Raw genomic sequence first — 13,647 nt, 5'->3', positions numbered from 1 at the left:
TGCTGGACTGGGTGCGCCAGCGCCTGATGGCGCGCATCGCCCTGTTCCTGAACTATGAAGTGCTGGACGACGTGCTGTCCGGCGTGTTCCGCGGCAGCCTGCAGCGCTTCCGGCAGAGCGCCAACCAGCCCGTGCGCGACCTGGATACGGTGCGCCAGTTCATCTCCAGCCCGCCCGCGATTGCCTTTTTCGACGCCCCCTGGGCGCCGGTATTCATCGCCGCGATTTTCATCATCCACCCCTGGCTGGGTTTCTTTGCGACCTTCGCCGCGTTGCTGATCCTGTTCATTGCCCTGTTGACGGAATGGACTTCGCGCGGACCCTTGCGCAATGCCTCCGAGCACACCGCCGAATCCCACCGTTTCGTCGAGAGCAGCCTGCGCCATGCGGACGTACTGGAGGCCATGGGCATGTTCGAGGGTTTCCGCAGGCGCTGGCGCGACAAGCACGACCGCGGCGTCGCGTTCCAGGCCCGCGGCGGCTCCCGCATCAGCATGCTGCTGGCTGCGTCCAAGTCCGGCCGCCAGATCGTGCAGGTGGGCATCCTCGGCATGGGCGCCTGGCTGGTGCTCAAGCAGCAGATCACGCCGGGCATGATGATCGCCGCCTCCATTATCCTGGGCCGCGCCCTGGCCCCCATCGAGCAGGGCATATCGGCCTGGCGCGGGTTCATGTCCGCCCGCCAGTCCTGGCGCCGCCTCAATAACCTGCTCACGAACGCGCCGCCGGAACGGCACGGAGGCGCCACGAGCCTGCCCCGGCCCACCGGCAAACTGGAAGTGGAGGGCGTGTCTGCTGCGCCCCCCGGAACGACCAAGCTGACATTGAAGCGCGTGCAATTTACCCTGGAACCGGGTTCTTCCACCGGGCTCATCGGCCCCAGCGGCAGCGGCAAGAGCACCCTGGCCCGCCTCATGGTGGGTGTGTGGAGCCCGCAGGGCGGGGTGGTGCGCCTGGACGGGGCCGCCATCGGCGATTGGCCCACCGAGAGCCGTTTCCGCCACGTGGGCTACCTGCCCCAGGAGGTGGAACTGTTCGAAGGCACGGTTGCCGAGAACATCGCCCGCCTGTCCGAACCGGACAACGACGCGGTGCTCGCCGCCGCGCAGCAGTCGAATTGCCACGACATGGTCATGCGCCTGCCGGAGAACTACAATACGCCCATCGCGGCCGGCGGCGCCAACCTGTCCGCCGGGCAGCGCCAGCGCGTGGCCCTGGCCCGGGCCTTGTACGGCGACCCGGCGCTGATAATACTGGATGAACCGGACGCGAACCTGGACACGGACGGCGAGATGGCGCTCAGGAATACCTTGCTTGCCTTGTCCAAGCGCGGCGTCACAACCCTGATTGTGACCCACAACTTCCGCCTGCTGCAGATGGTCAAAAACGTACTGGTCCTGAAGGAAGGCGTCCTGCTGGAGAGCGGCCCCCGCGAAGAAGTCCTGAAGCGCTTCATGCGCCCGGCCCCGGCCGCCGCCGAGAAGACAGCGCAGGCACAATAGTTGAAATACCTGGATTTGCCTGGATATACCTGGGGTCAGAGTAAAATTTCTAACGAAATTCTTACTCCGACCCCGCGAGTCCTGTCTATCCGTGAAGCACAGGGGTCAGAGTAAGAAATTCGAAGAATTTTTACTCTGGCCCCACATATCCAAGAAACAAACAATGGCAACAGAAGCAAAACAATCACCTGTTAACCTGGCGCTCGGTACGGTAACCGACTGGCTGCAGCGCCTGTACGGCTACGCCGCTTCCCTGCTGCGCGGGCCGAAGGAGGCTGCAGCGCCTGTACGGCTACGCCGCCGCCCTGCTGCGCGGGCCGAAGGAAGACGAAGTCCGCCTGTCCCAGGACGCCGCGGACGAGAAGAAGGAATTGCAGGCCCTGATGTCCCGCGACGTGGTAATGCGCCGGGGCATCATCGTCATCGTCATTGCCCTGGGCGGGTTCCTCGCCTGGTCCACGCTGGCGCCGCTGACCGAGGGCGTGGTCGCCATGGGCACGGTGGTGGTGGACACGGAACACAAGACCATCCAGCACCTGGAAGGCGGCATCGTGGAGAAACTGTACGTGCGCGAGGGCAGCGAGGTCAAGGCCGGCGACGTCCTCATCGAATTGAGCGAGACCCAGAACCGCGCCCAGCTCGAACTCCTGGAAAGCCGCTATTACGGCCGGCTGGCGGAGATCGACCGGCTCAATGCCGAACGCCTGTTACAGGAGGAGATCACTTTCTCCGGCGAACTGCTGGCGCTGCGCGATGACCCGGTGATCGAGAAAATCCTCACCGAGCAGCAGAACCTGTTCGAGGTGCGGCGCCGCCAGTACCACGGCCAGATCGAGATCCTGCGCCACCGTATCAGCCAGCTTGAGGAACAGGTGCGCGGCCAGGACGCGAGCCGGGGGGCGCTGCTGCGCGAGCAGGGCCTGATCGAGCAGGACCTGGAAAGCCTGGTTGCCCTGAAGGAACAGCAACTGGTGGACGAGGGTGTGCTCATCGGCCGGCAGCGTGAATACGAACAGAACGTCGGCAGGCTCGGCAGCATTGTCGCGGACATCGCCGCGACCCGGGTGAAGATCGGCGAGACCCGCCAGGAGATCCTCCAGATCGAGAACGGCTGGGTGACGGAGGCGTCCGACCAGATCGCCGCGGCGCAGCAGCAATGGTTCGAGACCCGCGAGCGCATCAACGCGGTGTCGGACGTGCTGGACCGCACCACCATCGTCGCGCCCCAGGACGGCAAGGTCATCGGCCTGTCGGTGCACACCCTGGGCGGGGTGATCCCGCCGGGCAACCCCATCATGAACATCGTCCCCAGCGAGGACCGGCTCATGGTGGAGGGGCAGGTGCGCCCCCTCGACGTCGATAACGTGTATCCCGGCCAGACCGCCCGGTTGCGCTTCTCCGCCTTCAGTTGGCGCACCACGCCGCAGGTGGAAGGCAAGGTCGAGCGCGTCTCCGCGGACGCGTTCAGCGACCAGGAGGCCGGCACGGCCTACTACATCGCCCGCATCGTGGTGCCCGAGGAAGAGATGGCGAAGATGGGCGACGTCACCATCGGCCCGGGCATGCCGGTCGACATCATGTTCACCGGCGGCGACCGCACCGCCTTGTCGTACCTGACCCAGCCCCTGACCGACATGCTGGACAAGGCCATGGTTGAAGAATGATTAGAAGCGCACTTTATTTACTCATCCTGCCCCTCTTCATCGCCCCTCCCGCCACGGCCGCCGACAGCGCAGACGGGTACACCCTCTCCGGGGCATTCCTTGACACCCAGGCGCGGGATGCCCGCATACACGCTGCGCAGAACCGCGTGGCCGAGGCGCGCGAGCGCCTGACGGAAGCCAACAGCATGCGGCGCCCCTCGCTCACTGTGTCCGGCATCGGCGGGTACAGCCATAATCGCAGCGAGGCGCGCTTTACACAGGTTTACGAGGGCGAGTCATACCGGGGCAGGCTGAATTTCGCCCAGAACCTGTACACCTTCGGCCGCCTGGCAGGCCGCCAGCGGCGCGCCGAGGCCGAGATCGCCGAGGCGGAATACGCCTTTGAACAAACGCGCCAGGAAGTCCTGGCTGAAGTAGCCCGCGCCTTTTCGGAGCAGTTGTTCCGGGAACGCATCTACGAGAGCCGCCGCGACTTCGAGAACTTGCTGGGGGACCTGGAGGGTACCGCGCGCAGCCGCATCGAACTGGGCACCCTGGACCGCACCGAGCTGTTTGAAGTGCTGCGCCGTCTGCACCAGGCCAGGGCCCAACGCATCGAGGCGCATTCCCGTTACCGGGTGGCCCGCGCCCAGTTGGCGCGGCTGACGGGCTCTGATCATGACGACTTGGCGCCCACCTCCCTGGCCGGCATGGAACTGGCGACCCCGGCCAATCTCGAATACGCGCTGAACCGGGCGGAGGACTGGTCGCCCTCCCTGCTGCGGGCGCGCATGCGCCTGGAGGCCGCGGAGGGTGAGCTGGATTACCGCAAGGCCGAACTCTGGCCGACCCTGAGCCTGGAGGTCAACGCCAGCGCCGGCCACTTCGGGCAGATCGATACCCGCGACATCGTTGGCGGCGTCAACCTGTCGGTGCCGGTGTATGAAGGCGGACTCAAGCGCTCCCAGATGCGCGGGGCCAGGCTGGCGGTGGAGACCGCGCGCCGTGAACTGGCCGCGGAACGGGAGATGGTCGATATCGACGTGCGCTCCAACTGGGACCTGCTGCAGGGCTTGATTCAATCCCTGCAGGAGTTCGATGCCGCGGTCGCCGACATGAAAGAGGTGGTGGAATTGACCGGCGACAAGCTCGACGTGGGCCGGGCCACCTTCGTACAGCACATCGAAGCCCGCCAGGACGCCCTGGACGTGGAATACGAACTGCTGAACAGCCGCCTGCGCCTGGAAGAGACCCGCATAGAACTGCTGCGCATCCTGGCGCAACTTAATCCCTGAGTTCTTGAATTAAAGGGGTCAGAGTAAAATTTCTGGCGAAATTCTTACTCCGACCCCGAGAGTTCCGTCTATCCCGCCAAGCTCAGGGGTCAGAGTAAGAAATTCGAAGAATTTTTACTCTGACCCCATCTATCTTACCCAACCTTTGAAAAAACGAGGGTCGCGTTCGTTCCACCGAACCCGAAGCTGTTGGACATCACCGTGTTCAACCCGGCATTATCGATCCGCTCCAGCGCAATGGGCACGCCTTCCGCATCCGGGTCCAGGTTGCGGATATTAGCGGACTTGCACACAAAATCGTGCTTGAGCATCAGCAGGCTGAAGATGGCCTCGTTAACGCCCGCCGCGCCGAGGCCGTGGCCTGACAGTGCCTTGGTCGAACTGACCGGCGGGATGCCGTCCCCGAACACCGACCGGATGGCGCCCAGTTCGCCCGTGTCGCCTGCCGGCGTGCTGGTTGCATGGGCGTTGATGTAGTCAACCGGGCCCGTGACGTTTGCCAGCGCCATTTCCATGCAGCGCACCGCGCCTTCGCCCGAGGGCTTGACCATGTCGAATCCGTCCGAGGTAGCGCCGTAGCCGGTGATCTCCGCGTAGATCTTCGCGTTCCGCTTCAGCGCGTGTTCATACTCCTCCAGCACGATGATACCGCCGCCGCCGGAGATGACGAACCCGTCCCGGTCCGCGTCGAAAGGCCGGGACGCGTTCGCCGGGTCATCGTTATACTTTGACGACAGCGCACCCATGGCGTCGAACAGCAGGGTGCCGGTCCAGTGGATCTCATCGCCGCCGCCGGCAAAGATGATGTCCTGCTTGCCGGACTGGATCAGCTCATAACCGTTGCCTATGCAATGGGCGCTGGTGGCGCAGGCGGAGGCAATTGAATAATTGACTCCCTGAATCCTGTAGGCCACCGCCAGGCAGGCGCTGGCCGTGTTCGCCATGACCCGGGGCACCATGGTCGGCCCGACTTTGCGGGCGCCCCGGCTGCGCAATATGTCCGCCGCGGCAACCATGTTCTCGGTGGAGGTGCCGCCGGTGCCTACGATCAGGCCGGTGCGGGGATTGGAAGTATATTCTTCGCCCAGGTCTGCGTCCGAGATCGCCTCCTGCATCGCCAGGTGGGCATAAGCGGCGGCATCGCCCATAAACCGTTTCTGTTTCCGGCCGATCAGCGCTTCCAGGTCAAGATTGATGGGGGCGTACAGGTGGGACCGGAAGCCCAGGTCGGCATATTCCTGTGAATAGGCCACGCCGCCCGCTGCCGTTTTCAATGCGTTGAGGACTTCCGCCTGACTGTTTCCTATACTGGATTTGATACCGAGACCGGTAATGACTACACGTTTCAACATATTCTAAAGTTTCTTCAAACTGTCACAATTCCTGGAATAACCCCACCCGCAGGTCTTTCGCCGAATAGGTCTCCCTGTCATCGACGTACATGCAGCCGTCGGCGACTCCCATTACCAGGCTCCGGGAGACGACTTTTTTTACATCAATCTCGTATTTTACCAGCTTGCAATCGGGGGTGACCTGTCCGGAGAATTTGATTTTGCCCGCGCCCAGCGCCCGGCCGCGGCCCGGCGCGCCGGTCCAGCCCAGGTAAAACCCGACCAGTTGCCACATCGCATCGAGGCCCAGGCAGCCCGGCATGACCGGGTCGCCCTGAAAGTGGCAATCGAAAAACCATAATTGCGGATGAATATCCAGCTCGGCGAGCACATATCCTTTACCCTTCCTGCCCCCGCAATCGCTGATCTCCGTTATCCGGTCAACCATCAACATATTGTGCAGCGGCAACTGGGCATTGCCTTCCCCGAACAACTCACCCCGACCGCAGGCCATCAATTCCTCTTTGGAATAAGAACTTTTTCCTTTGAACATAAGTCACACAGTATCGCATGTTTGCCCCGGATTGCATATCCACAAAATGGGGACACCCATGATAATCCAGGGGTCAGAGTAAGAAATTCGGAGAATTTTTACTCTGACCCCATCTATCCCGAAATGCAGGGGTCAGAGTAAAATTTCTGACGAAATTCTTACTCTGACCCCATGGGTGTCCTCATTTAATGCTAGAATCCTGGTATGACTAATCAGTTGGAGATTTCTGGCAGGCGGCGTAGTGTGCCGGTTGGTATCGGGCCGGTTACGGTGGGCGGCGGTGCGCCCGTGGTCGTGCAGTCCATGACGAATACCGACACTGCCGATGTGGTGGCGACGGTGAAGCAGGTGCAGCAACTGGCTGCCGCCGGGTCGGAGCTGGTGCGCATCACGGTGAATAACGAGGATGCGGCGCGCCAGGTTGCCCGTATCCGTGAACGGCTGGATGCGCTGGGCTGCGACGTGCCCCTGATCGGGGATTTCCACTATAACGGCCACCTGTTGCTGACGAAATACCCCGATTGCGCCGAGGCGCTCGCCAAGTACCGCGTCAATCCGGGCAACGTGGGTTTCGGCAGGAAGCGCGACAGCCAGTTCGCCACCCTCATCGAGAAGGCCATCGAGTATGGCAAGCCGATACGCATCGGCGTGAACTGGGGCAGCCTGGACCAGGAACTCGCCACCCACATGATGGACGAGAACGCGAAGCTGGCGGAACCCCGGGACGCCGACAGCGTCATGCAGGAAGCCCTCATCGTCTCCGCCCTGAACAGCGCGCAGAAAGCCGAAGAGATCGGTCTGCCCCGGGACAGGATCATCCTGTCCTGCAAGGTGAGCGGTGTGCAGAAGCTGATCTCGGTATACCGGGACCTGGCCGGGCGCTGTGACTATGCCCTGCACCTGGGCCTGACGGAGGCCGGGATGGGCTCCAAGGGGATTGTTGCTTCCACCGCGGCCCTGGGTGTCCTGTTGCAGGAAGGCATTGGCGATACGATCCGGATTTCCCTGACGCCCGAACCGGGCGGCGACCGCGCTACCGAGGTGATCGTGGCCCAGGAACTGCTTCAGACCATGGGCCTGCGTTCATTCACCCCCCTGGTCACCGCCTGTCCCGGTTGCGGCCGCACTACCAGCACCGTGTTCCAGGAACTGGCGGACAATATCCAGGCTTACATCAGGACCAAAATGCCGATCTGGCGCGAGAAATACCCGGGCGTGGAGGAACTGAACCTGGCGGTGATGGGTTGCGTGGTGAACGGGCCGGGAGAGAGCAAGCATGCGGACATCGGCATCAGCCTGCCGGGCACCGGCGAGGCCCCTTCGGCTCCTGTCTTTGTTGACGGCAAAAAGACCGTCACCCTGCGCGGCGATAATATCGCCGCCGAGTTCCAGGCCATAGTGGATGATTACATCGAAAACCGCTTTGGGTGAGCACGGGGCGACATAACGTAATACACCTCACCCGCCCCCCGGGACGGGTGAGGTAAATACATCAAATATCCGGCCGGATGTCAGCCTTGCAACAGGCTTATAGTCCTCGCAACGAAAACACTGACGACACCGGCTAACAGCGCCGAGGCTCCCTGGTCGAGTATCGCGTCGAGGTGTCCGCCTACCGCGGGAATAAGCCCCAACACGCCGTTTCCGTCTCCTGCTCCACCGCCCGGCATCGTTGCAGCAGCGGCAACAGCGAGGGTGACTATCAGGTAAGCGCTCGGATCGTCAGCATCGACCGCGGTCCAGCCATAGACCAGGCCAAGAACGACGAGAGCCAGAGGAAGCAGGTCCATCGGTACGGCCCCGGGAGCCAGACCCTCGATGATAGCTGCCAGCAAGATTAATCCAACGACGATTCTAGTCATATCATTTCACTCCTACTGTTATTATCGGTACAGCGCTTCATTAACACAAACGCCTCACCCGCCCCCCATGACGGGTGAGGCAAATGCGTAGATCAGACTGAATATCAGCCTTTTAACCGGTTCATTGTCCTCGCTACCAGGACACTGATTACACCGGCATAAAGTGCGTTGCTGACCTGAGCGACGATAGCATCGATGTAAGCACCTATCGCGGGAATAGCGCCCAGAGCGCCCGCTGCTGCTCCTACAGCAATAGCGACTGCCAGGTAAGCGACGGGATCTTCAGCATCAACCGCAGTCCAGCCATAGACCAGGCCGAGAATTGCGATAGCCAGTGGAAGCAGATCTGATGGAACAGCGCCGGGAGCCAGACCCTCGACAATCGCTGCCAGTAAGATTAATCCAACGACGATTCTAGTCATACTTATTCCCTCCTACGGTTATTATTACGTGAAGGGCCCGCCGCCGAGTGGCCCACGCTTGTCCTTGACATGGATTCAACGGCAAGCCACTTGGAAACTATAGCATATAAAAAGCGTAAAGGAACAAAAATAAAGCGGCAAGGCGAACTTTTTTTCGTTCTTTTTTTTACCGCGCCGTAAACTGCCGGAAATGGTTGTTTTTTAACAAATAAGGTGCGAAAAAGTGACAGCGAATCATGTACACTACACCCTTATCGACAATAACAAGACCGGAGAGGAACAGTATGTCAGAAGTAAAGGTTTACCCGGCGCCTGCGGCGCTTGCGACCACCGCACATATCGGCGCGGAACAGTACAAAGAGATGTACGCGCACTCGATCAACGAACCCGAAGCGTTCTGGGCTGAACAGGCGGAAAAATTCGTAAGCTGGTATAAAAAATGGGACAAGGTCCAGGACTGGGATTATGACAGGGTGGACATCAAGTGGTTCGCAGGCGCGCAACTGAACGTCTCGTACAACTGCCTGGACCGGCACCTGGAGACCCGCGGTGACGACGTCGCCATCATCTGGGAGGGTGATGATCCCGCTATCGACAAAAAGATCACCTACCGGGAACTGCACCGGGAAGTATGCCGGTTCGCCAACGTCCTGAAGGCCAGGGGCGCCGGCAAGGGCGACCGCGTGTCCATCTACATGCCCATGATTCCCGAGGCGGCCGTGGCCATGCTGGCCTGCGCCCGCATCGGCGCGGTGCACTCGGTGGTATTCGGCGGCTTCTCGCCGGAGGCGCTCAAGGACCGCATCCTGGATTCCGACTGCCGGGTGGTCGTCACCGCGGACGAGACCGTGCGCGGCGGCCGCACCACGCCGCTCAAGGCGAACACCGACAAGGCCCTGGAGCAGTGCCCGGACGTGCACAGCGTGATCGTGGTAAGACGCTCCGGCGCGGACGTGGACTGGACCGCGGGCCGGGACGTCTGGTACCACGAACAGGTGGAGCAGGCCGCGGACGACTGCCCGCCGGAGGTAATGGACGCGGAAGACCCGCTGTTCATCCTCTACACCTCGGGCTCCACCGGCAAGCCCAAGGGCGTCCTGCACACCACCGGCGGCTACCTGCTGTACACCGCCCTGACCCACAAGTACGTGTTTGATTACCGTGACGGCGAGGTTTACTGGTGCACCGCCGACGTGGGCTGGGTGACGGGGCATTCCTACATTGTTTACGGTCCCCTGTGCAACGGCGCCATCACCCTGATGTTCGAGGGCGTGCCCACTTATCCCGACGCAGGCCGTTTCTGGCAGGTGGTCGAAAAGCACCGGGTCAACATCTTCTATACCGCGCCTACCGCGTTGCGCGCACTGATGGGGCAGGGCGATGAGTTCGTGAAGAAGCACGACCGCAGCAGCCTGCGCGTGCTCGGCAGCGTGGGCGAGCCCATCAACCCGGAAGCCTGGGAATGGTATTACCACGTGGTCGGCGAGGGACGCTGCCCCATCGCGGACACCTGGTGGCAGACCGAGACCGGCGGCATCCTCATCGCCCCGTACCCCGGCGCTACCGCCCTGAAACCCGGTTCCGCCACCCGGCCCTGCTTCGGCGTGGAGCCGTGCCTGGTGGACGACCAGGGCAACGAACTGGAGGGGGCCGTCTCTGGCGCCCTGTGCATCAAGCGCGCCTGGCCCGGCCAGATGCGCACCGTGTACGGCGACCATGAGCGCTTCATCGACACTTATTTCAAGATGTTCCCCGGCAGGTATTTCACCGGCGACGGGGCGCGCCGCGACGAGGATGGTTATTACTGGATCACCGGGCGCGTGGACGACGTGATCAACGTCTCCGGGCACCGCATGGGCACTGCCGAGGTGGAGAGCGCCCTGGTGCTGCACGACGCGGTGGCCGAGGCCGCCGTGGTGGGCTTCCCCCATGATATCAAGGGGCAGGGCATCTATGCCTACGTGACCCTGATGCAGGAGTCCGAACCGTCCCCGGAACTGCGCCGGGAACTGGTGCTGCACGTGCGCAAGGAGATCGGCCCCATCGCCAGCCCGGACGAGATCCAATGGGCGCCCGGCCTGCCCAAGACCCGTTCCGGGAAGATCATGCGCCGCATCCTGCGCAAGATCGCCGCCAATGAACTGGACAACCTGGGGGATACCAGCACCCTGGCGGACCCCGCCGTTGTCGACGACCTGGTTGAGAACAGGGCCGCGAGGTAAATGACCGTTGAAAACATCACAGCCCTGAAGGAGTACTTCAACCTCTGGCTGGAGGCCGGCGAGAAGGCGTACGCGGAGGTCGCCTTTACCGAGGAGTATTCCCGCAACTTTGGCGGCCTGGTGAATGCGTCCATTGCCATGCGCCGCGAGCAGAATGCCCCAAATATCCTGCCGATGCCCCCAGGCTTTGGCGGCTTGTCCGATACAGTCCCCGTGGAGGTGGGACCGTCGGCCAGGGACGAGGTGCACCGGGAGGACAAGGTCCGGTTATACCGCTACCGGCCGCTGGCCGATGAACCTCACGCCGTCCCCGTCCTGATCGTGTACGCCTTGGTCAACAGGCCGTATATCATGGACCTGCAGGACGGCCGGTCACTGATCCAGGGGCTGCTCAAGGCCGGCCTGGACGTGTACCTGCTCGACTGGGGTTGTCCCGACGAGGGCGATACGGGCCTGACGCTGGATGATTACATCAACCGCTACCTGGACAACTCGGTGGACGCCATCCGGCAGCGCCACGGCCTGGACCGCATCAACCTGCTGGGCGTGTGCCAGGGCGGCACCTTCTGCCTTTGCTACACCGCCCTGCACCAGGACAAGGTCGCCAACCTGGTGACCAGCGTCACACCCGTGGATTTCCATACTCCCCGCGACCTGCTCAGCCACCTGGTCCGCCACGTGGACATGGACCTGGCCGTGGACACGCTGGGCAACATACCGGGGGAGTTCCTGAACTGGCTGTTCCTGATGCTGAGGCCCTACAAGCTGACCGGGAAGAAGTACCTGGACGCGCTGGATATCCTGGACGACAGCGACCGGCTCGCCACCTTCATGCGCATGGAGAAATGGATCTTCGACAGCCCGGACCAGGCCGGCGCGGCCTGCCGCCAGTTCGCCCGGGATTTTTACCAGGGCAATAAACTGGTGAAGGGCGAAGTCGAAATCGGCGGCAACCGGGTGGACCTGGAGGCGATCAACATCCCGGTCCTCAACATCTTCGCCGCCAACGACCACCTGGTCCCGGTCGATGCCTCAAAGGCCCTGGCCGGTTGCATCAGCAGCGAGGATTACACCGAACTGGAACTGCCCGGCGGCCACATCGGCATCTACGTCGGCGCCGGCACCCGGGAGACGCTACCCGCCGCCATCAACGACTGGATCAGTACCCGTTCTCCCTGAACCAATCAATCGCGTCTTCTATGGCCAGGCGCGCAGGGCGCGCTTCGTAGCCCAGCGCCTGTTGCGCCAGGGACGATGAGAAATACATGAATTTCTTCGCCATCTTTACGCCGTCCACCGTCGCGAACGGTTCTTTTCCACTGACCCGCGCCCAGTTTTCCGCCAGCCAGGCGAAGGGGTACACAGCATTGTGCGGCAAGCGCAGGCGCGGCGGCGCCAGGTCCGCGTAGTCGCATATCATGCCGAGGATGCTCTTCAACGACAGGTTTTCCCCGCCCAGGATGTAACGTTTACCCGGTTCGCCCCGTTCGAAAGCCAGCAAGTGGCCGGCCGCCACGTCGTCCACGTGGGCGATGTTGAGGCCCGTATCCACGTAAGCCGGCATTTTTCTCTTCAGCATATCAAGGATGATGCGGCCGGTGGGCGTGGGCTTGACGTCCCGCGGGCCGACCGGCGTGGACGGGTTGACGATGACGACAGGCAGCCCCTGATCCGCGACCAGTTCACGCACCGCCTGTTCGGCCAGGAACTTCGAGCGCTTGTAGTGGCCGACCATGTCCCCCAGGCTCACCGGCGTGGTCTCGCCGGCGGGGCTGCGGTCCCGGTTGATGCCCAGGGTAGCCACGCTGCTGGTATAGACCATCCTGCCGGCGCCCGCGTCGGCGGCCGCGCACAGCAGGTCCCGGGTGCCGTCCACGTTGGTCTTGTACATGCGCTCCGGGTCGGGTATCCACAGGCGGTAATCCGCAGCGGCGTGGAACAGGTGACTGCAACCGCCGACCGCCCGTTTCAGCGAGGCAACGTCGGTCAGGTCGCCTTCGACCAGGTCAATGTCCAGTTGTTCCAGGTTGCGCCGGTCGCTGCCGGGCCTGACCAGCGCCCTTACCTGGTGGCCTTGTCCCAGCAGTGCCCGTACCAGCGCGGACCCGACAAAGCCGTTGCCTCCGGTAACCAGCGTAGTCATGAACCGGTGTGTCCCTTCTTGCACCTCAGGTATTGGCGCAGCGTCCACAGGGCAAACACCGGCGCGCCTATGACGGCAATTACCAGGAACGGTTGCAGCAACCCGAAGAACGTGATCAGCGGCATCAGGTAGAAGACGTCCTCGATCTCGAACAGTCCGATGTTGGGTTGCTCGATCTGGAACTTGCCGGTGATGTTGCTGATCATGAGGCGGAGCTGGAATATCGCGGCCACCGAGACACCGGCGAGTATTCCCATGAACAGCGCCCCGGTTCCCAGCGGGCCGTGCATCAGGCCGAAGCCGATGCCTGCGAACAGCAGGATATCGACGACGGCGTCACTGGCAAGGTCGTAGTAATGGCCGAATTTGCTGGTCTTGCCGGTGATCCTGGCCAGTTCTCCGTCGGTGTGGTCGAGGAAGTTCGAAAGCACCAGGAACAGTGCGCCGGCATTGGCCGGGCCCGGCTCCCCGGTGGCGAGCAGCGCGCAGGCGACGATGCCGGCGAGCAGCCGCGCAGAGGTAAGGTGGTTGGGGGTAACCGCGGTATCGCGCAACGGATAAACCAGCCAGGCCGCCAGCCTTGCGTCCAGTGGTTTGTCATTGTACATAAGGTTGCTTCCCGCAGGCTTCCATAACCCGGAATTATATCCTGTTCACAAATTTCAGGACACCCA

The 13,647-nt window shown here is 62.4% G+C and carries 12 protein-coding genes; 6 read left to right on the top strand and 6 right to left on the bottom strand.

The annotated features are described in order from the left end of the window. The 3 genes from OXG98_20175 to OXG98_20165 form a co-directional block, all read left to right on the top strand. Positions 1-1,502 (top strand): type I secretion system permease/ATPase (locus tag OXG98_20175; protein ID MCY3774329.1); only part of this gene is annotated, 1,502 nt, incomplete at its 5' end. Between the two features lie 401 nt (positions 1,503-1,903). After that, on the top strand, positions 1,904-3,166 hold the full coding sequence (locus tag OXG98_20170) for an HlyD family type I secretion periplasmic adaptor subunit (protein ID MCY3774328.1): 1,263 nt from the start codon (positions 1,904-1,906) through the stop codon (positions 3,164-3,166). Then, complete coding sequence (locus OXG98_20165; GenBank protein ID MCY3774327.1) at positions 3,163-4,440, top strand: TolC family protein; 1,278 nt, start codon at positions 3,163-3,165, stop codon at positions 4,438-4,440. The genes OXG98_20170 and OXG98_20165 overlap by 4 nt, the downstream gene beginning before the upstream one ends. Positions 4,441-4,574: 134 nt before the next feature. Here the strand turns inward: OXG98_20165 and fabB are convergent, their stop codons facing one another. Then, positions 4,575-5,789, bottom strand: coding sequence for a beta-ketoacyl-ACP synthase I (gene fabB, locus OXG98_20160; GenBank protein ID MCY3774326.1), 1,215 nt, complete (start codon positions 5,787-5,789; stop codon positions 4,575-4,577). 25 nt (positions 5,790-5,814) lie between these two features. Further along, complete coding sequence (gene fabA, locus OXG98_20155; GenBank protein MCY3774325.1) at positions 5,815-6,324, bottom strand: 3-hydroxyacyl-[acyl-carrier-protein] dehydratase FabA; 510 nt, start codon at positions 6,322-6,324, stop codon at positions 5,815-5,817. 204 nt (positions 6,325-6,528) lie between these two features. On the opposite strand from fabA, the gene ispG reads away from it, so the two are divergent. Further along, complete coding sequence (gene ispG, locus OXG98_20150) at positions 6,529-7,755, top strand: flavodoxin-dependent (E)-4-hydroxy-3-methylbut-2-enyl-diphosphate synthase (protein ID MCY3774324.1); 1,227 nt, start codon at positions 6,529-6,531, stop codon at positions 7,753-7,755. A gap of 80 nt (positions 7,756-7,835) precedes the next feature. On the opposite strand, the gene OXG98_20145 is transcribed toward ispG, so the two are convergent. Next, positions 7,836-8,186, bottom strand: coding sequence for a hypothetical protein (locus OXG98_20145; GenBank protein ID MCY3774323.1), 351 nt, complete (start codon positions 8,184-8,186; stop codon positions 7,836-7,838). Positions 8,187-8,290: 104 nt separating this feature from the next. Further along, entirely contained in the window at positions 8,291-8,608 is a 318-nt protein-coding gene (locus tag OXG98_20140; GenBank protein ID MCY3774322.1) for a hypothetical protein, read from the bottom strand. Positions 8,609-8,892: 284 nt separating this feature from the next. Here OXG98_20140 and acs point away from each other — a divergent pair, with 284 nt between their 5' ends. Further along, the gene (gene acs / locus OXG98_20135) at positions 8,893-10,830 is read left to right on the top strand and encodes an acetate--CoA ligase (protein MCY3774321.1); all 1,938 of its coding nucleotides are present in this window, start codon (positions 8,893-8,895) and stop codon (positions 10,828-10,830) included. Then, positions 10,831-12,009: a class III poly(R)-hydroxyalkanoic acid synthase subunit PhaC gene (gene phaC, locus OXG98_20130; GenBank protein ID MCY3774320.1), complete on the top strand. Its 1,179-nt coding sequence runs from the start codon at positions 10,831-10,833 to the stop codon at positions 12,007-12,009. On the opposite strand, the gene OXG98_20125 is transcribed toward phaC, so the two are convergent. Beyond that, positions 11,990-12,973 (bottom strand): NAD-dependent epimerase/dehydratase family protein, encoded by a 984-nt coding sequence (locus OXG98_20125; GenBank protein ID MCY3774319.1) that lies wholly within the window; start codon positions 12,971-12,973, stop codon positions 11,990-11,992. The two genes, phaC and OXG98_20125, sit on opposite strands and share 20 nt — an antisense overlap. After that, a complete protein-coding gene (locus OXG98_20120) occupies positions 12,970-13,581 on the bottom strand; it encodes a CDP-alcohol phosphatidyltransferase family protein (protein MCY3774318.1) in 612 nt (203 codons plus the stop codon). The genes OXG98_20125 and OXG98_20120 overlap by 4 nt, the downstream gene beginning before the upstream one ends. Between the last annotated feature and the right edge of the window lie 66 nt (positions 13,582-13,647).

Source organism: Gemmatimonadota bacterium, assembly GCA_026706345.1.
GTDB lineage: Bacteria > JAAXHH01 > JAAXHH01 > JAAXHH01 > JAAXHH01 > JAAXHH01.
This window is presented reverse-complemented; position numbering and strand designations above follow the sequence as displayed.